The organism is Streptosporangium pseudovulgare (assembly GCF_014648055.1).
Taxonomy (GTDB): Bacteria; Actinomycetota; Actinomycetes; order Streptosporangiales; family Streptosporangiaceae; genus Streptosporangium; species Streptosporangium pseudovulgare.
On the sequence record NZ_BMQJ01000027.1, the window covers coordinates 59,447 to 79,280 of the forward strand.

The 19,834-nt window shown below is 74.5% G+C and carries 18 protein-coding genes; 11 read left to right on the forward strand and 7 right to left on the reverse strand.

Annotation, left to right across the window (positions count from 1 at the left end):
- Both IEZ10_RS34755 and IEZ10_RS34760 read right to left on the reverse strand, forming a co-directional pair.
- Nucleotides 1–1,035: a 1-acyl-sn-glycerol-3-phosphate acyltransferase gene (locus IEZ10_RS34755; RefSeq protein WP_189250759.1), complete on the reverse strand. Its 1,035-nt coding sequence runs from the start codon at nucleotides 1,033–1,035 to the stop codon at nucleotides 1–3.
- Nucleotides 1,036–1,051: 16 nt separating this feature from the next.
- A complete protein-coding gene (locus tag IEZ10_RS34760) occupies nucleotides 1,052–1,885 on the reverse strand; it encodes a patatin-like phospholipase family protein (RefSeq protein WP_189250760.1) in 834 nt (277 codons plus the stop codon).
- A gap of 411 nt (nucleotides 1,886–2,296) precedes the next feature.
- Here IEZ10_RS34760 and IEZ10_RS34765 point away from each other — a divergent pair, with 411 nt between their 5' ends.
- A complete protein-coding gene (locus tag IEZ10_RS34765) occupies nucleotides 2,297–2,851 on the forward strand; it encodes an FAD-dependent oxidoreductase (RefSeq protein ID WP_189250761.1) in 555 nt (184 codons plus the stop codon).
- Nucleotides 2,827–3,249 (forward strand): hypothetical protein, encoded by a 423-nt coding sequence (locus tag IEZ10_RS34770; RefSeq protein ID WP_189250762.1) that lies wholly within the window; start codon nucleotides 2,827–2,829, stop codon nucleotides 3,247–3,249. Before IEZ10_RS34765 ends, IEZ10_RS34770 begins: the two co-directional genes overlap by 25 nt.
- Before the next feature lie 34 nt (nucleotides 3,250–3,283).
- On the opposite strand, the gene IEZ10_RS34775 is transcribed toward IEZ10_RS34770, so the two are convergent.
- The gene (locus tag IEZ10_RS34775) at nucleotides 3,284–4,243 is read right to left on the reverse strand and encodes a quinone oxidoreductase family protein (RefSeq protein ID WP_189250763.1); all 960 of its coding nucleotides are present in this window, start codon (nucleotides 4,241–4,243) and stop codon (nucleotides 3,284–3,286) included.
- Nucleotides 4,244–4,448: 205 nt separating this feature from the next.
- A complete protein-coding gene (locus tag IEZ10_RS34780; protein ID WP_229811942.1) occupies nucleotides 4,449–6,383 on the reverse strand; it encodes a serine/threonine-protein kinase in 1,935 nt (644 codons plus the stop codon).
- A 167-nt stretch (nucleotides 6,384–6,550) separates the two neighbouring features.
- Here IEZ10_RS34780 and IEZ10_RS34785 point away from each other — a divergent pair, with 167 nt between their 5' ends.
- Complete coding sequence (locus IEZ10_RS34785; RefSeq protein WP_189250765.1) at nucleotides 6,551–6,817, forward strand: DUF6504 family protein; 267 nt, start codon at nucleotides 6,551–6,553, stop codon at nucleotides 6,815–6,817.
- On the opposite strand, the gene IEZ10_RS34790 is transcribed toward IEZ10_RS34785, so the two are convergent.
- A complete protein-coding gene (locus tag IEZ10_RS34790; protein ID WP_229811943.1) occupies nucleotides 6,757–7,479 on the reverse strand; it encodes a DUF4328 domain-containing protein in 723 nt (240 codons plus the stop codon). The genes IEZ10_RS34785 and IEZ10_RS34790 overlap by 61 nt on opposite strands.
- A gap of 99 nt (nucleotides 7,480–7,578) precedes the next feature.
- Nucleotides 7,579–8,229 (reverse strand): response regulator, encoded by a 651-nt coding sequence (locus tag IEZ10_RS34795; protein ID WP_189250766.1) that lies wholly within the window; start codon nucleotides 8,227–8,229, stop codon nucleotides 7,579–7,581.
- Nucleotides 8,230–8,486: 257 nt separating this feature from the next.
- Here IEZ10_RS34795 and IEZ10_RS34800 point away from each other — a divergent pair, with 257 nt between their 5' ends.
- On the forward strand, nucleotides 8,487–9,236 hold the full coding sequence (locus tag IEZ10_RS34800) for an ABC transporter ATP-binding protein (RefSeq protein WP_229811944.1): 750 nt from the start codon (nucleotides 8,487–8,489) through the stop codon (nucleotides 9,234–9,236).
- The gene (locus IEZ10_RS34805) at nucleotides 9,233–11,212 is read left to right on the forward strand and encodes an FtsX-like permease family protein (protein ID WP_229811945.1); all 1,980 of its coding nucleotides are present in this window, start codon (nucleotides 9,233–9,235) and stop codon (nucleotides 11,210–11,212) included. The genes IEZ10_RS34800 and IEZ10_RS34805 overlap by 4 nt, the downstream gene beginning before the upstream one ends.
- Before the next feature lie 113 nt (nucleotides 11,213–11,325).
- Here the strand turns inward: IEZ10_RS34805 and IEZ10_RS34810 are convergent, their stop codons facing one another.
- Nucleotides 11,326–12,345, reverse strand: coding sequence for an LLM class F420-dependent oxidoreductase (locus IEZ10_RS34810; protein WP_189250767.1), 1,020 nt, complete (start codon nucleotides 12,343–12,345; stop codon nucleotides 11,326–11,328).
- 117 nt (nucleotides 12,346–12,462) lie between these two features.
- Between IEZ10_RS34810 and IEZ10_RS34815 the strand changes: the two genes are divergently transcribed.
- The 6 genes from IEZ10_RS34815 (at nucleotide 12,463) to IEZ10_RS39525 (ending at nucleotide 19,686) form a co-directional block, all read left to right on the forward strand.
- A complete protein-coding gene (locus tag IEZ10_RS34815) occupies nucleotides 12,463–14,052 on the forward strand; it encodes a sulfatase family protein (RefSeq protein ID WP_229811946.1) in 1,590 nt (529 codons plus the stop codon).
- Nucleotides 14,053–14,122: 70 nt separating this feature from the next.
- Nucleotides 14,123–15,082 carry a (Fe-S)-binding protein gene (locus tag IEZ10_RS34820; protein ID WP_189250768.1) on the forward strand — a complete coding sequence of 320 codons (960 nt, stop codon included), beginning with the start codon at nucleotides 14,123–14,125 and terminating at the stop codon, nucleotides 15,080–15,082.
- A 37-nt stretch (nucleotides 15,083–15,119) separates the two neighbouring features.
- The gene (locus IEZ10_RS34825) at nucleotides 15,120–16,532 is read left to right on the forward strand and encodes a lactate utilization protein B (RefSeq protein ID WP_189250769.1); all 1,413 of its coding nucleotides are present in this window, start codon (nucleotides 15,120–15,122) and stop codon (nucleotides 16,530–16,532) included.
- Nucleotides 16,529–17,134, forward strand: a complete 606-nt coding sequence (locus tag IEZ10_RS34830) for a LutC/YkgG family protein (protein WP_189250770.1) — start codon at nucleotides 16,529–16,531, stop codon at nucleotides 17,132–17,134. Before IEZ10_RS34825 ends, IEZ10_RS34830 begins: the two co-directional genes overlap by 4 nt.
- Before the next feature lie 285 nt (nucleotides 17,135–17,419).
- Nucleotides 17,420–18,247: a sirohydrochlorin chelatase gene (locus tag IEZ10_RS34835; protein WP_189250771.1), complete on the forward strand. Its 828-nt coding sequence runs from the start codon at nucleotides 17,420–17,422 to the stop codon at nucleotides 18,245–18,247.
- 245 nt (nucleotides 18,248–18,492) lie between these two features.
- Entirely contained in the window at nucleotides 18,493–19,686 is a 1,194-nt protein-coding gene (locus tag IEZ10_RS39525) for a nicotinate-nucleotide--dimethylbenzimidazole phosphoribosyltransferase (RefSeq protein WP_229811947.1), read from the forward strand.
- Nucleotides 19,687–19,834 lie beyond the last annotated feature (148 nt).

Sequence of the window (19,834 nt, forward strand, 5' to 3'; positions counted from 1 at the left end):
TCACGCCCCGGGCGTGGGAGCCCGGTGGTTCGCAGCGATCCAGGCGTCGATCCGCGCCCAGTTGTCGTAGAGCCAGCGGACCTGCTCCTCGCGGTCGCGGGGGACGTCGTCCGCGTCGACCCGCCACCACGTCGCCCGCACCTCGGCGTGCGTGGGCAGCCTGCTCCAGAGGTCGCCGAGGGTGACCAGGTCGTCCAGGCCGGTGTGGGCGACGAACACCACGTCGGCGGCGGGGCAGGCGTCGATGGCGGCGAAGGCCCCGCCGGGGTGCGGGGGGAGCAGGTGCTCCAGGCGGCGGGCGCGGGCGGCCTCCTCGGCCAGGCCCTTGTTCTCCAGGCGCCGGAGGGCCCTCGCCCGCCGCCTGGGGGTGAAGTTCCCGCCCTCGGGGAAGATCACCAGGGCGTCGTCGGGGTCCATGTCGGCGGCCAGCCGGCGGATCTCGGCGACGACGCCGCCCGACCCGGAGCCCCGGGGGACGAAGGCGCTGGGCACCCGGCCGGTCAGCACGTCCAGGGACGGGTCGAGCCGCAGGGCCGCCTTCATCACGATCCTGGGACGCCTGCCGTACACGCTGAGCAGGTGGTGCACCAGCAGGACGGAGTCGCCGGGGCCGGCGTGCCGGGCGAGCACGATGACCGGGCGGGTCAGGCGCCGGGACAGCTCGCCCGGGGTGGGCGTGGGCTCCTCCATGATGACGCGCAGCCCGAAGATCCGCTCGGCCGCGCCGTACACCCGGCCCAGGAACCATTTGATCAGGGCGTAGTGGCGGTCCTCGTACTCGTCGCGGCTGAGCCGCCCGCCGAACCCGGAGACCACCCAGATGCCGAAGCAGGCCAGCAGCGCCATCGTCTCCAGCGTCAGCCACGCCACCGCGAACCACACCAGGCGGGTGCCCCGCCGCTGCGGGGGCGGCAGGCGCAGCGAGGCCGCGGCGACCACCAGCAGCCAGATCGGGAGCGTGACCAGCGCGGCCACGGCGAGCACCACCACCAGGGGCGCGAGGACCAGTCGGCGGACGATGCGGGGAGGGAGCACCGGTCCCTCCTTCTGCTCAGGCGGTCGACCGCCGGGCGAGATACTCCGAGGACGCCCGGTACGCACGCTCGATGTACCCAGATATGCGCGATGAATCGCGGTAGCGCAGCTGGGAGAGGTCCACACCGGGCCTGGCCTCGGTACCGGCGGGCATGACGTGCACCTCCACGCCGTCGGGCAGCGCGGTCATCTCCTCGGTGAAGCGGTGCCGGCGGGCGATCTCGAAGGCGGTCAGGCCGACCTCCCACGGCCGGCGCGGGGCGACCAGGGGCCGTTCTATCCGGCCGACGTGCAGGACGTAGACGCGGCGCGCGCCGAGGGCGACGGCGCGGCCCACCGGGATGCTGTGGACCAGCCCGCCGTCGAGGAAGTGGTCGCCGCCGATGCGGACCGGCGGCAGCAGTCCGGGGACGGCGCAGGAGGCGAGGACCGCCTCGAGGATCGGTCCCTCGGTGAACCAGTGGGCGGTGGCCCGCTCGACGCAGGCGGCCACGCACTGGAACGGCACGGCGAGGTCCTCGATGCGGGTCACGGGGAGCATCCCGGCCAGCAGGCCGCGCAGCGGCGCGGCGGAGTGCAGGTGGGTGCCGCTCCTGGCGAGGGTGGACAGCCGGGTCATCCACGACCCGCCGAAGGCGGTGCGGACCGCCTCCGACTCCCACAGGGAGGTCAGCCGGGCGACGGCCGCGGCGGGGTCGGCGGCGAGCATGACGCCGTTCAGCGCGCCGACGGAGGTGCCGACGACCACGTCGGGCTTGACGCCCGCCTCGTCCAGCGCCCGCAGCATGCCGACCTCGTGCGCGCCGAGCACCCCTCCGCCGCCCAGCACGAACGCCGTGTCCACGTTCATGCCCCACACGATAGACCCGGCGCGCGCCCCACGCGGCGGTCCCGGCGGCGCCTGATCGCCGGGACGGGCTCCGGCCGCGGGTTCCTCCTCCGGGCCTGCGGTGCCCGTACCCGGGCCTCGCCCCGGGCCCCGGACGCCTCGGGGCCTCCGGTGTCCGCACCCGGGCACCCGGTGTCCGCACCCGGGCACCCGGTGCCCGCGCCCGGGCCTCGCCCCGGGCCCAGGGCTCCTCCGGGCCTCCGGCGCCCGCGCCCGGGCCCCGCCCCGGATTCCGGTCTTTTCCGGACCGGGTTCCGGGCGCGGATCACACCCGTAGTGATCACAGAAATCCGCTGCGCGGTGATACTCGGAGGCGGATCTCACGATGTCGCCGCCGCCGCCGCCACCGCCACCGCCGTCCGGGAGGGGTTCATGATCCGTAGAGTCGGGGAACACGCGGTCGTGCTGGGAGCGGGGGTCGGCGGGCTGCTGGCCGCGCGTGTGCTGACCGACTTCTACGACCGGGTGACGCTCGTCGAGCGCGACGCGCTGGGCGACGGAGGCCCCCGCCGGGGCGTGCCGCAGGGGTTCCACGCGCACGGCCTGCTGCCGCGCGGCCTGCAGATCATGGAGGAGCTGTTCCCCGGGATCACCGCGGAGATGATCGACGCGGGCGCCGTGCCGTACGGGACGACGCGGGTCCGCATGATCATGGGCGGGTACGAGTTCGCGAGGACGCCGACCCCGGAGCGGGGCGTGTCGGCGACCCGGCCGTTCCTGGAGGGGCACCTGCTGCGGCGGGTGCGCGCGCTGCCGAACCTGGTGCTGGCCGACCGCCGCCAGGTCACCGGGATCGCCGCGGACGGAGGCCGGGTCGCGGGCGCGCGGGCGCCGACGTGGCCGCGGCCGTCCGCGAGGGTGAGCCGCTCGGGGAGGTGGGGACGGCCAGGATCCCGACCAGCGTGCGGCGCCGCTACGAGCGGCTGAGCCGCTTCCCCGAGGGGCTGCTCGTCACCGGGGACGCCCTGTGCAACTTCAACCCGATCTACGGCCAGGGCATGGCGGTCGGCGCGCTGGACGCCCTCGCGATGCGCGACTGCCTGCGCGCGGGCGCCACCGCCCTGGCCCGCCGCTACTTCGCCGCCGCGGCCAGGGCGGTGGACCCCGCCTGGCGGCTGGCCGCCGGCGCCGACCTGGCCATGCGCGAGGCGGAGGGGAGCAGGCCGCCGCGGGTGCGCGTCCTCAACGCCTACGTCCGCAGGCTCCAGCGGGCGGCCGCGCACGACCCCGCGGTCGCGGTCGCCTTCGGCCGGGTGACCGGCCTGCTCGACCCGCCCTCGGCCCTCATGCGGCCGGCCGTGCTCTGGCGCGCCCTCCGGGGCTGAACCCGGCCGGCGAGACCGGCCGCGGGGCGGGGGCTCAGGGGAGCAGCAGGAGCTTGCCGGTGGTGCGGCGGGCCTCCAGGTCCTCGTGGGCCCTGGCCGCCTCGGCGAGGGGGTAGCGGCCGGAGATGTGCACCTTCAGCTTCCCGGAGGCCACCCAGTCGAACAGGTCCGAGGCCCGCCAGGTGAGCTCCTCGCGGGTGGCGACGTAGTGGGCGAGGGCGGGCCGGGTCAGGAAGAGGGACCCGCGCTGGTTGAGGACCTGCGGGTCGAGCGGCGGGACCGGGCCGCTGGACTGGCCGTACAGGGCCATCATGCCGCGCGGGCGCAGCGCGGCGAGGCTGCCGTCGAAGGTGGCCGCGCCGACGCCGTCGTAGACCACGTGAACGCCGGAGCCGGTCAGGTCGCGGACCGCCTCGGAGAAGCCCTCGTAGCGGAGCACCTCGTCGGCGCCCGCCTGACGGGCCAGCTTCTCCTTCTCCTCGGTGGAGACCGTCCCGATCACCCGGGCGCCGCGCAGCTTGGCCATCTGGACGAGCAGCAGGCCCACGCCCCCGGCCGCGGCGTGCACGAGCACGTCGTCGCCGGGCTTGACCTCGTAGACCGAGTGGGTCAGGTAGTGCGCGGTCAGTCCCTGCAGGGTGACGGCCGCCGCGACCTCGGCGGAGACCCCCTCGGGCACCCGGACCAGCCGGGAGACCGGCACCGCGACCTTCTCGGCGTAGCTCCCCATCACGTTGGACCACGCCACGGTGTCACCGGCCGAGACACCCTCGACGTCCTCGCCGACCGCGGTGACCGTGCCCGCGCCCTCGCCGCCGAGGACGAACGGCAGGGAGAGGGGGTAGCGGCCCATCCGGTGGTAGACGTCGATGAAGTTCACGCCCGCGGCGGCGACGTCGACCAGCGCCTCCCCGGGGTTGGGCACGGGGTCGGGGTGCTCGGTGTAGGTCAGGGTCTCAGGGCCGCCGGTGGCACGGACGACTATGGCATGCATCGCGCTCGACTCCTCGGGTTCGGTCTGTGATCCTGTCGTCCCCAACTCCGCCGGGTCGCTCACTCTTCCCGGCCGGGTCCCCGGGCCGTGATCGGGCCCGTTCAGGGGATGCCGCCGGAGCCCCGCGGGGTCATCCGCTTCTCCCGGCGGGAAACCGCGGGTGCGATCGAGCCGCCCGGGGAGGAACCGCCGGAGCCCCGCGGGGTCACTCATCCTTCCCGGCGGAGCCCTTGGCCGTGATCGGGCCGTTCAGGGTGAAGTTGTCGAACGACGTCCTGAGCGTGGCGCGGCCCTTCTCGGCGACCCGGGCGAACACCCCGACCGAGCCGTTGGGCAGCGGGGTGCCGTCGCGGGCGGTCTGCACCCGCTTGCCGTCGACCCACATGGTCAGCCGTACGCCGCTCTCGCCCTCGTCGGCGCACTCGGCCTGGACGCGGACGGCCTCGCTCTTCGGCAGGTCCACCTCGGCGGGCGCGGCGAGCTCTCCTCCGGCGTTGTCGACGGCCTTGCGGATGCGGGCCTTGCCCGAGGTGTCGAGCAGGAACTCGTACCGGGTCGCGTTGGTGATGTCCTTGTCGCCGCGGCAGAACACGCCGTACTCGCCGGGACCCGAGCCGCCGCGGAGCTTGATGTCCGCGCCGACGAGCAGTCGTGTCGGGACGACGGGTGTGGGGCTGGCCGAGGGGACGGGGGTGGCCGGCGGCGCGGTCACGAACGGGATGGGCGCGTCCACCCGGTGGGAGGAGTCCTCGCCGTCGACGTCGATGGCGAAGTAGCCCTCGTGGGAGTAGCCCCACTTGCGCAGGGGCGGGTCGTAGTCGGAGCTGTACCAGTTGGTGCTCTGGGTGAAGTCGTCCTGGTAGAGCAGGGGCAGGTCGTCCGGCGGGCCGCTCGGGGACAGCAGGAGGTACAGGCCCACCCCGCCCGCCACGACGAGGGCCGCCGTCGCCGCGACGGCCAGGCGGAGCCGCCCACCCGTCCGGCCGCCGCGTGCCGCGGGCGGGGCGACCGGGTCCGCCGGAGCGGCCCCGCCTGGCCGACCGGCGCGCGTCTCCTGCGCGGCGGTCCCCTGCCACGGCGCGGTCGGCTGCGGGGCGGCCCCGGGCCACGGCGCGGTCGGCTGCGGGGCGCCTTCCGGCCACTGCCGCGTGACCGGTTGCGGGGCGCCCTCCGGCCACTGCGCGGTCCGCGCCGGAGCGGGGCCGTCTCCGGGACCGTCCCACGGAGGGGTCGGCGAGCCCGCGTGGCCCCGGGGAGCTCCCGGCGCCGTGACCTGCGGATCCTGCTGCCAGACCGTCCGGACCGAGCGGGCGGCCTGCTCCGGCCCGGCCGAGCGGCCGATGAGATGGTCAAGGATCTGCTGGGCGGTGGGCCGGCGCTCCGGGTCCTTGGTCAGAGCACGGGCCACCAGGTCGCGCAGCGCGGGCTCCATGCCCTCCAGCGCGGGATCGGTGTTCAGCACCTGGTACATCACCGAAGGCAGCGAGTCCCCGCCGAACGGCGGCCGGCCGCTGGCGGCGAAGGCCATCAGGCATCCCCAGGAGAACACGTCGCAGGCGGGGGAGACGCGCTCGCCGCGCAGCACCTCCGGCGCCATGTAGCGGGGGGTCCCGATGATCTCGCCGGTCCCGGTGATCCCGCTGAGGGTGTCCAGTGCCCGGGCGATGCCGAAGTCGATCACCCGGGGGCCGACGGAGGAGAGCAGCACGTTGGAAGGCTTGAGGTCGCGGTGCACGATCCCGGCGCCGTGGATCGAGGTGAGCGCGGTCGCCACGCCGACCGCCAGCGCGTCGAGGCTGGAGCCGAGCAGCGGCCCCTGCGTCCGTACGGTCTCCTCCAGGTTGGGGCCGGCCACGTACTCGGTGACGACGTAGAGCTGGTCGCCGTCCAGGTCGGCATCGATCACGGCGGCCGTGCAGAACCGGCGGACCCGCTGGGCGGCCTCGGCCTCCCTGCGGAAGCGCATCCTGAACTGCTCGTGGCGGCTGTACTCCGGGTTGATCACCTTGATGGCGACCTGCCCACCCTCGGGCGACTCGCCGAGGTAGACCGTGCCCATCCCACCCTGGCCCAGCGGGCGGAGCACGCGATAACGGCCGATGTGAGGGGAGTCGCCGGATCCGAGGTTGTTCACCGTCATACCTAACCGCATGCCATCCGTTGGGTGGATCACAATATCGAGATCCTCACGATGATCGGCAGTCGTGACGGTCCGCGGCTTGCACTCCGTACGATAAGAACGTATGTTCGACACCCAGGCCCGCCTTCCCCCGGGTGATCGTTCGACGACCGCGGGAGAAGAGCGCCTTGAGCAGACTGTACGGTGACCCGATCGACGTGTGGACCCATGACGGGCTGCCGGTCCGGTTCGTCTGGCGCGACCGGCTCCACACCGTCCGGCGGGTGCTCGACCACTGGGTGGTCGCCCGGGAGTGGTGGAAGATCTCCGACAGCGACCCCGGGGAGCGCCGTTTCTGGCGGGTCGAGGCCGATCCCGGCGACCGGATCGGCACCTACGAGCTCCGCTTCGACACCGCCGCCGAGGGCTGGTTGCTGATCAGGGCCTGGGACTGACGACCCACCCCGGCCCGCGCCCCCGTGAGGCGGCGGCGCCGGGCGTCCGGGTCCTGCGCCCGGGTGACCTCCCGGACGGTCGCGGCGCACAGCGCGGCGCAGGCGGCGACCCCGGCCAGCTCGGCCGGGCCGAGACCGGTCAGGCCCGCGTCGTCCCCGCCCCCGGCGAGCAGCCGTACGGTGACCAGGGCCGGCACCGCCAGCCAGCTCAGCCACCAGGCGGCGAGCAGCACCGGCCAGTGGCCGTCCCCGCCGCCCGCCGGGCGGGAGTCCCGCCACAGGCGGTGCAGCATCAGCGGCGGGGCGACGAGGTTGACCACCGGCACGAGCCACGCCGCCAGCACCGGGGCCACCGGCGACCGGGAGGGGGCGACGCTCCGCCGGGCCCGCACCAGCCACGACAGGTAGGCGACGGCCGCCGCGACCGTGGTCGCCACCACGAGGATCAGCAGCAGGGCGAAGACGCTGGCGGCCCCGGTGACGGCCTGCGCCGAGGGAGCGTGGTGGTCGCCGCCGAGCGCCGCGAGCCGGCGGGCCAGCCACCGCCCGCGCGTCTCTTCGAACGCGGTCAGGCAGGCGACCGCGAGCACCTGGGCGGCGAGGAGCGCGTAGACGGCCATGGCGGGCCTCCTCGGCGCCGACGGGACAGAGCGCATGGTCATCTCCCCGGCATACGCTGGAGTGTCTGCCCTCTTCCTATCCAGCCGCGCTCTTCACCAATCGCCCGCCGCAGGTCAGACCCGCTTCCCCGCTGCCCTCCGTCAGCCGACCACGCCCGACTCCCAGGCCCAGGCCGCGATCTCCACCCGGTTCCTGGCCCCGAGCTTCGCCTGGATGCTGCCCAGGTGCGTCTTGATCGTCGACAGTGAGACGAACAGCTCCGCGGCCACCTCCTGGTTGGTCCGCCCCCGGGCCACCAGGCGGACGACGTCCAGCTCGCGCTCGGTGAGCGGCTCGGCGGGCGGGCGTCCGCCGTCCGACCTGGGCCGGGCCAGGTGCGAGAGCAGCCGCACGGTGACCGACGGCGACACCAGGGCGTCCCCGGCCGCCGCCGCCCGGATCGCCTCGATCAGCAGCGTCGGCCCGCTGTCCTTGAGCAGGAACCCGGTCGCCCCGGCCCGCAGCGCCCCGTAGACGTACTCGTCCAGGTCGAACGTCGTGACGATGACCACCCGCATCGGGTCGGCGACGCCGGGCCCGGCCAGGGCGCGGGTGGCCTCCAGGCCGTCCAGCAGGGGCATCCGGATGTCGAGCAGGCACACGTCCGGCCGTAGCCTGCGCGCGTGCTCGACCGCCTCGGCGCCGTTCGCGGCGGTCGCCACGACCTCCATGTCCTGCTGGGCGTCCAGGATCATTTTGAACCCGGTCCGTACCAGTTCCTGATCGTCAGCGATGAGCACCCGAATCGTCACCCGATGGATTCTGCCAGCCGTACCGGGGGGTCGGGCCCCCGCACCGGACACTCCGAACGCCGCCCCCCCGGACGCCGGTTCCCGGAACCCGCGCCGTCGGTTCCCGGACATCGGCCCCCGGCCCCCGGCCCCGGGGCCTGCGGATCGCGGACCGTGGACCGTGGACCGCGAACCCCGACTTTCGGCCGAGGCCGGCGGCCGCGGATCGGACTCCCGGCCGATCCGCGGCGGCCCCCGGGAGCGGGAGAGTCGTCCCCATGAACGTTGTGCTTGAAGGAATCGGCCTGGTCAAAAGGTTCGGCCCGGCCGTGGCGCTGGGCGGTGTCGGGCTGGCCGTCCGGGGTGGCGAGGCCGTAGCGATCATGGGGCCGAGTGGGTCGGGCAAGTCGACCCTGCTGCACTGCCTGGCAGGGATCATGAAGCCGGACGAGGGAGAGGTCCGCCTGCTGGACCGGCGGATCGACACGATGGGAGAGCGCGAGCGCAGCGCCCTGCGCCGCACCCGGTTCGGGTTCGTGTTCCAGTTCGGCCAGCTGCTGCCCGAGCTGCCCGCCGACGAGAACGTGGCGCTGCCGCTCATGCTCGGCGACGTCTCCCGGGCCGACGCCGTACGGCGGGCCCGCGAGTGGTTCGCCCCGCTCGGCCTGGCCGGGATGGAGGGGCGGCGCCCGGGCGAGCTCTCCGGCGGCCAGGCGCAGCGGGTGGCGATCGCCAGGGCGCTGGTCACCCGGCCCGCGGTGATCTTCGCCGACGAGCCGACCGGCGCGCTCGACCAGGCCACCGGCCAGGAGACGATGCGCCTGCTGGTGGAGGCCACCAAGCACAACGGGGCGTCGCTGGTGGTCGTCACCCACGACCCCGAGGTGGCGCGCTGGTGCGACCGCGTGGTCGAGGTCCGCGACGGCCGCATCCTGCCCGACCCGCGGGGCACTGCGCCCGCCGCGCCCGCCGCGCCCGCGGCGGCCGGTCCGGGCGGATGGGGCCTGGAGACCGGGGCGAGCCGGTGAGCGCGACGGGCAACCTGATCGGCCTGGCCTGGCGGCTGCTGCGCGGCGGGGGCCGCCGCGGCCTGCTGGGCGCCGGGCTGACCGCGGCTGCGGTGGCGATCAGCACCGCGCTCCTGCTGTTCACCGTGGCCGTCAACTTCGCCTTCCAGGGCCGGGCCGACCGGGAGGCGTGGCGCAACCCGGTGGCCGCCGCGGACGGGGCGGTGGCGGTCGAGTCGGTCCGCACCGACCACGTGCGCGGCCAGCGGATCACCATCGTCAACCTGGCGGCGCTGAAGCCGGGCGCACCCGCGCCGCCCGGCCTGACCCGCTTCCCGGCCCCCGGCGAGGTCTGGTTCTCCCCGGCGCTCGCCGAGCTCGCCGGGAGCCTTCCCACCGGCCAGCTCGCCGACCGGTTCCCCGGCCGGCGCGCCGGGACCGTCGAGGAGGGGACGCTGATCCACCCCGGCGAACTCCTGGCCGTCCGCGGGCAGACGCCGGACTCCCCGGAGCTGACCGTCAGGGCGCCGGGCTACGCCGACCGGGACCGCGGCATCGGGCCGGTGCGGATCTCCTCCTTCGCCGGGCAGCGCACCGACGAGGCGGTGGGCTACCAGATCCTCGGGGTGATCGCCAGCGTCCTGATGGTCGTGCCGCTGCTGGTGTTCGGCGGCGCCGCGGCCCGGCTCACCGTGGCCCGCCGCGACCAGCGCCTGGCCGCGCTCCGGCTGGTCGGCGCGACCCCGGGGCAGGTCGTCACGATGACCGTCGCGGAGGCGGTGATCACCGCGTTCTGCGGCGCGCTGCTCGGCCTGGTCCTGTACGGGGTCTGCTCCCCACTGCTCACCGGGATCGAGGTGGCCGGCGGCTCCTGGTTCCTGGCGGACCTGTGGCCGGGCGCGCCGGCGGTGGCAGGGGTGCTGGCGGCCGTGCCGCTGCTCGTCGGCCTGTCGGCGGTGGCCGGACTGCGCCGCGTCGTGGTCAGCCCGCTCGGCGTCGCACGGCGGGAGACGCCCCCGGCGATGCGCTTCGTCCGGGTCGTCGCGCTGCTCGCGGCCCTCGTCACGGTGCCCGTCGTCGGCGGCATGGGGGCGGGTGTCGGGATCTTCGCCCTCTCCCTGGGGCTGGCCTTCGGCGCGGTCAACCTCGCCGGTCCCTGGGTGGTCGGCCGGATCGGCCGGATCGTCGCGCGCACCGCCCGCGGCCCGGCCCGGCTGCTGGCCGGGCGCCGTCTGATCGACGACCCCAGGTCCGCCTGGCGGACGGTGAGCGGCGTCGCCATGATCGGATTCATCGCCGGGTTCATCGGCCTGCTCGTCCCGGACAACGGCCTGCTCGGCTCCCCGGACGCCGCCGTCCTGCGTGTCTCGGCGTCTCCCGCGCGCCTTTCCGAGGTCGCCGGCCAGGCCCGCGAACGGCTGTCGGCGGCCGGTGTCCCGGCGACGGTGCGGACGACCGGCGGGAGTGAGGGCAGGCTGAAGGTGGTCGCCGTCACGCCCCGCGCGCACGACGCCGCGACGCTCGACCGGGCCCGCACCGCGCTGTCCGGGCTGGTCCCGGGCGGCGTGGCCACCACGGCGGCCGACGACCAGCGGGCCAGCAACCGGGTGATCGGCGACATCCGCACCGGCGTGGTCGCCGTGCTCGCGGTGTCCTTCCTGGTGGCGATCGCCAGCGCCGGGATCACCGCCGCCTCCTCGGTCCTGGACCGGCGGCAGACCTACGCGCTCCTCAGGCTGGCGGGCACCCCGCTCTCGGTGCTGAACGCGGCCCGCCGGTCCGAGACGCTCATCCCGCTGACGGTCATGGGCGGCGGCACCATCGCGGCGGGCATGCTCTGCGCCCTGCCGTTCGTGTACGCCGCGCTGAACACGACCGGGCTGGCGATCCTGCTGACCTGCGTGGCCCTCGGCTTCGCCGGGGTGGTGGGCGCCGGGGCGGCGAGCGCCCCGCTGCTGCGGTCGGTCACCGCCGACCCCGCGCCGCGGCCGGACTGACCCCGGGTACCGGTCCGGGACCGGTCCGGGACCGGGCCGCGCCGCGGCCCGGCCCGAAAGCCCGGCCCGGGACCTCGGCCCAGGACCAGGTCGCGGACCGCCGGTCCGGGACGTCAGCCCAGGACCAGGTCGCGGATCGTCCGCAGGGAGTCCTCGTCGCGCGGGCCCATCACCAGAAGGCTGGTGACCGGGCTCGCCCGCCACGCGGCGAGGCGCTCGCGGATCCGCCCGGCCGGGCCGACCAGGGAGATGCCGTCGGCCAGCTCGTCCGGGACCGCCGCGAACGCCTCCTGTCTGCGCCCGGCCAGGTAGAGCGCCTGGATCCGCTCGGCGGCCTCGCCGTACCCCATCCTGGCGACGATGTCGGAGTGGAAGTTGCGGCCCTTGGCCCCCATGCCGCCGATGTAGAGGGTCAGCATCGCCTTCACCGTGTCCAGGGCGCCCCGGACGTCGTCGGTGAGCAGCGTCATGACCATCGCCGCGATGTCGAAGCCCGGGGCCGCCCCGGCGAGCGGCGGGCCGTACATCTCGCCGATCCGCTCGGGGAGCGTGAACAGCGGGAGCCAGCCGTCGGCGATCTCCGCGGCGAGCGCGACGTTCCGGGGCCCCTCGGCGCCCAGGTAGACGGGGATGTCGGGGCGCAGCGGGCGGGTGATCAGCTTCAGCGGCTTGCCGAGGCCGGCGCCGCCCGGGTAGGGGAGCGGGTAGTGCTCGCCGTCGTGCGTCACCGGCTCGTCGCGGCGCCAGATCTTCCGCATGATCTCGACGTACTCGCGGGTGCGGGCCAGCGGCCGGGGGAACGGCACGCCGTACCAGCCCTCGACCACCTGCGGGCCGGAGGCGCCGATCCCGAGCAGCAGCCGCCCGCCGGTCAGGTGGTCCAGCGTCATCGCGGTCATCGCGGTCGCCGCCGGGGTCCGGGCCGAGAGCTGGACCACCGAGGTGCCCAGCCTGATCCGGGACGTACGGGCGCCGTACCAGGCCAGCGGGGTGAAGGCGTCGCTGCCGTACGCCTCGGCGGTCCAGACGGAGTCGTAGCCCAGCCGCTCGGCGGCCTGGACGAGCGGGGTGGCGTCGGAGGGGTCGCGCTGCCAGTAGCCGAGGTTCAGACCGAGCCTCAGGTCGGCGGTCATGGGGGCCTCCCGCGATAAGTCGTGCGCCTACCCGATGAGAACACGTTCCAGCGGCGGTGGTCGAGAGGGAGCCGAGGGGGAGGTGTCGGCGTCGTGGCAGGTGGGAAACGTGAGTTTGTGCTGAACACCGTCCGCAAATTCCTGTGCCTGACGCTGCTGTCCGTCCTCGCGGCGGCGTCCGGACTGGCCCCCACGGCGGCGCAGGCCGTCCGGCGGCCGAACATCGTGTTCATCCTCACCGACGACCTGGAGGCCGGGAACCTCCACCTCTTCCCGAACATCTGGAACCAGCTCGTCCTCGCCGGCACCGGGTTCGAGCGCTTCTTCGTGTCGAACTCATGGTGTTGCCCCTCCCGCTCGTCGATCCTGCGCTCCCAGTACGTCCACAGCCACGGCGTGCTGACCAACACCGGCCCCGAAGGGGGATTCGAGAAGTTCTTCAATTCCGGTCTGGAACGTTCCACAATCGGCACCTGGATGCAGGACGCCGGGTACCGCACCGGGCTGATGGGCAAATACCTCAACCACTACCCCGGCGGCATCGCCCCGCCGGACCACGTGCCGCCCGGCTGGGATGAGTGGGACGTCCCCGTGCGCAACCTCTACAACGAGTACGACTACGCGCTCAACGAGAACGGCACGGTACGGGCGTACGGCTCGCTGCCCCAGGACTACCTCGGCGACGTGCTGAGCGAGAAGGCCCAGGCGTTCGTCTCCCAGCCGGGCGACCAGCCGTTCTTCCTCTACCTCGCGCCCATCGCCCCGCACAACCCGGCCAACTGCGCGCCCCGGCACGCCGAGGCGTTCCCCTACGCGACGGCGCCCCGGACCCCGTCGTTCAACCAGGAGGACGTCTCCGCCGAGCCCCTCTGGATGAGGATGCGCCCGCGGTTCGGCGCGCTCGCGGCCCAGCGGATCGACGAGCGCTACCGCCGGAGGCTCCGCGCCATGCTGGGCGTGGACGACATGGTCGGCGCCCTGGTCGAGACCCTCAGGGCCGCCGGAAAACTGGACGACACCTATATCTTCTTCGGCTCCGATAACGGGTTCCACCTGGGCCAGCACCGGCTCCAGCACGGCAAGACCACCCCGTTCGACGAGGCGATCAAGGTGCCGCTCGTGGTCCGCGGGCCGGGCGTGCAGCCCGGTGGTGTCGTCGAGGAGATGGGCGCCAACGTCGATCTCGCCCCGACCTTCGCCGACCTGGCCGGGGCCAGGCTGCCCTCCTTCGTCGAGGGGCGGTCCCTGGTGCCGCTGCTGCACGGCCGCACGCCCCCGTCCTGGCGGCAGAACGTGTTGCTGGAGTTCAACCGCCCGTTCAACCTGGACTCGGCCCGCCAGACGCCGGTCCCGGCCTACCGGGGCATGCGGACCGCCCGCTACACCTTCGTCCGCTACGCGACCGGGGAGTACCAGCTATACGACCTCGTCGCCGACCCCTACCAGCTCCACAACCTCGCGGCCGGGGTGCCGCCGTCGGTGATCTCCGCGTTCGACCGGCAGCTCGACGCGCTGGCGACGTGCTCGGGCGAGTCGTGCCGGGCGGCCGACTCCGTCCAGCCGCCCTCGATCACCGGCACCGTCCCGTCCCCGGCGTCCTCGCTCGGGCCCGTCTCCCTCGGGGTCCCCGGGCCGTCGTCGGGCGTCGCCCCGGTTCCGGTCTCCGCCACCTCGGAGGGCTTGCCGGGCGCCGCCCTCATGCCCTGACCGGTGCCGCTTCCCGCGGCCCGGAAAGCCGGGCGGATAGTGTGTTCCACCAGACTCGGGAGGGAGTGCCTTGCGCGTCGCCCTGTTCGTCACATGCGTGAACGACACCCTGTTCCCCGGCACCGGGCAGGCGGTCGTGACCCTGCTACGCCGCCTGGGCTGCGACGTGGACTTCCCCACGGCGCAGACGTGTTGCGGCCAGATGCACGTCAACACCGGCTACCTGGCCGAGGGCAGGCGGCTGGCGCGGCACTTCGCGGACGTCTTCGCCGGCTACGACGCGGTCGTGGTGCCGTCGGGGTCGTGCGCCGCGATGGTGCGTGAGCAGTACCCGAAGCTGGCCCGCGCCGCCTCGGGCGGCCACGGTGGCCACGCCGCCCCGGGCGGTCACGGCGGTCACGGGACGGGCGGCGGGCCGGTCCCGTCCGGCGCGGCGGGCGGGTACGAACCCCGTGCCGGCGAGCCCGCCCCTCCGGCGGCGGAGTCCGCCGAGGCGGGACCGAGGGTCTACGAGCTGTCGGAGTTCCTGCTCGACGTCCTCGGCGCCGAGGACGTCGGGGCGTACTTCCCGCACCGGGTGACCTACCACCCGACCTGCCACTCCCTGCGCGGCCTGCGCCTGGGCGACCGCCCGATCCGCCTGCTGGAGCGGGTGCGGGGCCTGGAGCTGGTGCCGCTGCCCGAGTCCGAGGAGTGCTGCGGCTTCGGCGGCACCTTCGCGGTGAAGAACCCGGCGGTCTCCGCGGCCATGTGCGCCGACAAGGTGCGCAACATCATGGACACCGGCGCGGAGGTGGTCTGCGCCACCGACAACTCCTGCCTGATGCACATCGGCGGCACCCTGCGGCGGCAGCGCACCGGGGTGCGGACCATGCACCTCGCCGAGATCCTCGCCGCCACGGAGGACCCCGCGAGGACCGCGGCGGCCGGTGCCGCGCGGGGGGTCGCGGAAGACGCCGCGACGGCCGCCGGGAAGGACGGCGCGGTGACAGGGGAGGACGACGCGACGACCGGGGGAGCGGCGCGATGACAGGGGAGGACGGCGCGACGACCGGGGAGGACGGCCGATGAGCGGGAACGCCGCGTTTCTCGGCATGCCCGCGTTCCCGCGCAACGCGGCCGCCGCCGTACAGGACTCCCAGCTCAGGTTCAACCTCCGCAAGGCCACGCGCACGATCCGCGGCCGGCGGGCCTCCGTCGTCGCCGAGCTGCCCGACTGGGCGGAGCTGCGCGCCGCGGGCCGGCAGATCAAGGACCACACGCTGCGCAACCTGGACCGCTACCTCCTGCAGCTGGAGGAGGCCGTCACCGCGGCCGGCGGCCACGTCCACTGGGCGGCCGACGCCGCGGAGGCCAACCGGATCGTCACCGGCCTGGTCAGGGCGACCGGTGAGACCAGCGTGGTCAAGGTCAAGTCGATGGCCACCCAGGAGATCGGGCTCAACGAGGCGCTCGGCCGCGCGGGTGTCACCGCCTACGAGACCGACCTCGCCGAACTGATCGTGCAGCTCGGCGACGACTGGCCCTCGCACATCCTGGTCCCCGCCATCCATCGCAACCGCTCGGAGATCCGCGAGATCTTCCGCGCGAAGATGGCCGCCTGGGGCCGTCCGGCGCCCGGCGAGCTGACCGACGACCCCCGCGCCCTGGCCGAGGCGGCCCGCCTCCACCTGCGGGAGCGCTTCCTGTCCACCAAGGTCGCGATCTCCGGCGCCAACTTCATGATCGCCGAGACCGGCACGCTGGTGGTGCTGGAGTCCGAGGGCAACGGCCGGATGTGCCTGACCCTGCCGGAGACGCTGATCAGCGTGGTCGGCATCGAGAAGCTCCTGCCGACCTGGCGCGACCTGGAGGTCTTCCTCCAGCTGCTGCCCAGGAGCTCCACCGGCGAGCGGATGAACCCCTACACCTCCACCTGGACCGGCGCCGTCGAGGGACAGGAGTTCCACCTCGTCCTGCTGGACAACGGCCGCACCCGCGTCCTCGCCGACGAGGTGGGGCGGCAGGCGCTGCGCTGCATCCGCTGCTCTGCCTGCCTGAACGTCTGCCCGGTCTACGAGCGCGCGGGCGGCCACGCCTACGGTTCGGTCTACCCCGGCCCGATCGGCGCGATCCTCACCCCGCAGCTACGCGGCATGGCCTCCGAGCTCGACGCCTCGCTGCCGTACGCCTCCAGCCTGTGCGGCGCCTGCTTCGACGCCTGCCCGGTGGCGATCGACATCCCCGAGGTTCTGGTCCACCTGCGGGGGAAGGTCCGCCATCCGCGCGCCGAGCGCCTCGGCATGCGCGCCGCCGGATGGGTGTTCGACCGTCCGGCGCGCCTGGCGGGGGCCCAGCGGCTCGCCGGACGGCTGCGCCGCTTCGTCCCCGGGCGACTGCCCGGCCCGCTGGCCGCCTGGACCGACACCCGCGACCTTCCCGACATCCCCGCCGAGTCATTCCGCGACTGGTGGAACCGTACGAACGGGGGCACCCGATGAGCGGAGGCAGGGAACTGATCCTGGCCAGGATCCGCGCCGCCGTGACCGGGGCTCCCGACGTGGAGGTCACCCGCGCCTACCGCACGACGCGCGACCTGCCCGGCGCGGTGGAGCTGTTCGCCGAGCGGGTGGCCGACTACCGCGCCGCCGTGCGCGTGGTGGCCGAGGAGGAGACGGCCGCGACGATCACCACGGCGCTGGCCGGGCGCGGCGCCGTCCGGGTGGTCGTCCCCGCCGGCCTCCCCCCGGAATGGACGCCCCCGGAGCCGGTCGCCGACGACCCGCCGCTGAGCGCGGCCGAGCTGGACGCCGTGGACGGCGTGATCACCGGATGCGCGGTGGCGATCGCCGAGACCGGCACGATCGTGCTGGACGCCGGCCCCGGGCAGGGACGGCGGGCGCTGACCCTGGTCCCGGACTACCACCTGTGCGTGGTGCGGGCGGACCAGATCGTGGCGGACGTGCCCGACGCCGTCGGACGGCTCGACCCGGCCCGGCCGCTGACATGGATCAGCGGCCCCTCGGCGACCAGCGACATCGAGCTGAACCGGGTCGAGGGCGTGCACGGCCCGCGCGTGCTGGAAGTGATCGTCGTCCGCTGAGCCGCTCCGACGCCCCCGCACCGCAGTCCGGTGGGGCGCCGCCGCGCGGCCTGACCGGCGGCGCCGGCTCATGGACGCCGGGTGTCCTGCCTGGTCAGGCATGGTCCGGCCGGATCGGACCGGATCGTCGCCCGGAGGCATGAAGGGGCGTGGCGCCGCTTTTGGACAGTCCGTTACCTGCCCACGCCACCGCGCCATCGGATATCCTCGCCACTCGCGACCGAGTGTCCCCGGGTCGAGATCCACCGCGTACTGCCAGGTCAAGGTCATTGGAGTCCCTCCTTCATGAAACCGCCGCTGCTGCTCATCGGGCAGGGCTCGCACGATGACGCGGGTTCCGCAGAATTCGGCAGGTTCGTCCACCGGCTCCGCTGCCGTCTGGACCAGACGGCGGCCGACGTCTCCGGCGGATACATCAGCAGGGCCAGGCCCCGCCTCAGCGACTCGATCGCCTCGCTGGTCGCCCGAGGGCATCACCGGATGGTGGCGCTGCCGCTGAGCCTCACCGAGGACATGCGCGCCGACGCCGACCTCCTCGCCGTGATGGCCCAGGAGCAGGAGCGCCACCCGATGCTCTCCTGCGACTACGGCCGCCCGCTCGGCTCCGACCCCCGGGTGCTGGCGCTGCTGGCCGAGCGCCTGGCCGACGCCGCCGCCGAGGTCGCCAGCCTCCGCCTGGTCCCCGTGGCCGCCGGCCCGCTCGACGACGAGCCCGAACGCATCGAGATCGGCGAGACCGCCGTGGTCCTGGTCGGCGACGGCTCCACCAGCCCCGCCGCCAACGCGGACGTCCACCGGGTCTCCCGCCTGTTCTGGGAGACGCACGCCCACGAGTACATGACCGTGGAGACGGCGTTCGTCTCCCTCACCCCGCCCGGCGTCCCCGGCGGCATCGAGCGCTGCCGCCGGCTCGGCGCCAAGCGTGTGATCGTCGTCCCCTACCTGCTGTTCGGCGGCGGGGTGCTCGACCGCGTCTGGGCCCAGGCCATGGCCTACGCCGCGGGCCACCCCGACCTCGACGTCCGGTGCGCCGATGTCATCGGCGACTGCGAGGGCCTGGCCGACGTGGTCGTCGACCGCTACGAGGAGGCGCTCGGCGGCGTCATCTGGTGACCGGTCGCTGAGCGACCCGGCGGCCCCGCTCAGCGCCGGTCTCGCGCGGGGCCCGGGGCTTCCGGCGGGACCCCGGGCCCTCCGCGGAGCCTGAGATTTCCGGTCGAACCTCGCATCTCCCACGGAGCGCGAGGCTTCCGTCCGGATCCCGGACTCCCCGCGGATCCCGTACCCCCGCGGATCCCGTGATTCCCCGCGGAACCGAGGTTTCGCGGAACGCCGGGTTTTCGCGGACACTGAACGGCATGACCCTCCTTGAGCAGACCATCGCCGCGATCAGGCCCGCCGACCCCGCCGCGCTGGCCGCGGCCAGGGCCCACCAGGACAGCCTGACCAAACCCCGCGGCGCCCTGGGCGCACTGGAGGAGGTGGCGGTACGGCTGGCCGGGGCCGCAGCGGTCAACCCGCCGCCGATGCCGTTCCCGGCGGCGCTGGCCATCTTCGCCGCCGACCACGGTGTCCACACCCAGGGAGTGAGCCCGTGGCCGCGGGAGGTCACCGCCCAGATGGTCGGCAACTTCCTCGCGGGCGGAGCGGTGGCCAACGCCTTCGCCGCCCAGGTCGGCGCCTCGGTGACGGTCGTGGACGTCGGCGTCGCCGCCGACCTCGAACCGGCGCCGGGCCTGATGGTCAGCAAGGTCGCCTACGGCACCGCCGACATGTCGCAGGGGCCGGCGATGACCGTCGAGCAGGCGGTCGCCGCCCTGGAGGCCGGGATCACCGTGGCCCGGGATCTCGTCGGGCGCGGTGCCCGCTGCCTGGTAACCGGGGACATGGGCATCGCCAACACCACCGCCTCGGCCGCGCTGATCTGCGCTTTCACCGGCCGGGACCCGGATGTCGTGACCGGCAGGGGGACCGGCGCCGACGACGAGACGCTGGCACGGAAGGTCGCGGTGATCCGCCGGGCGCTGCGGGTGAACGGCCTGGCGGAGGGCTCGGGTGGTTCAGGGAGCTCGGAGGGCTTGGAAGGCTCGGCCGGACAGGGCGATCCGGACGGTCAGGGCGGCCCGAACGTTTCAGGTGGTTCGGACGGTTCGGGTGGTGTGTCGGGTGAGGCGCCGGCACGATCGGCGCTGGAGACGCTGGCCGCCGTCGGAGGGCTGGAGCACGCGGCGATCGCCGGGTTCGTCCTGGGCGGGGCCGCAGCCCGGGTGCCGGTCATCCTCGACGGCGTCATCGCGGGCTCGGCCGCGCTCGTGGCCGCCGCGCTGGCCCCCGGCGCGGTGGACCACTGCGTCGCCGGGCACCGTTCGGCTGAGCCGGGTCACGCCGCCGCCCTCGACCATCTGGGCCTGCGGCCCCTGGTGGAGCTGGAGATGCGGCTCGGGGAGGGGACCGGCGGTCTGCTCGCCCACCCGCTGGTCTGCGCCGCCGTCCGGGTGATGCACGAGGTCGCGACCTTCGACTCGGCCGGGGTCACGGACAAGGAGGCGTGAGCCCTCCGGCCCGGTGACCGGTGCGGCGGGTCGCCGCACCGGTCACCGGGAGGACCGGGAGGACCGGGAGGACCGGGAGGACCGGGAGGACCGGGAGGACCGGGAGGACCGGGAGGACCGGGAGGACCGGGAGGACCGGGAGGACCGG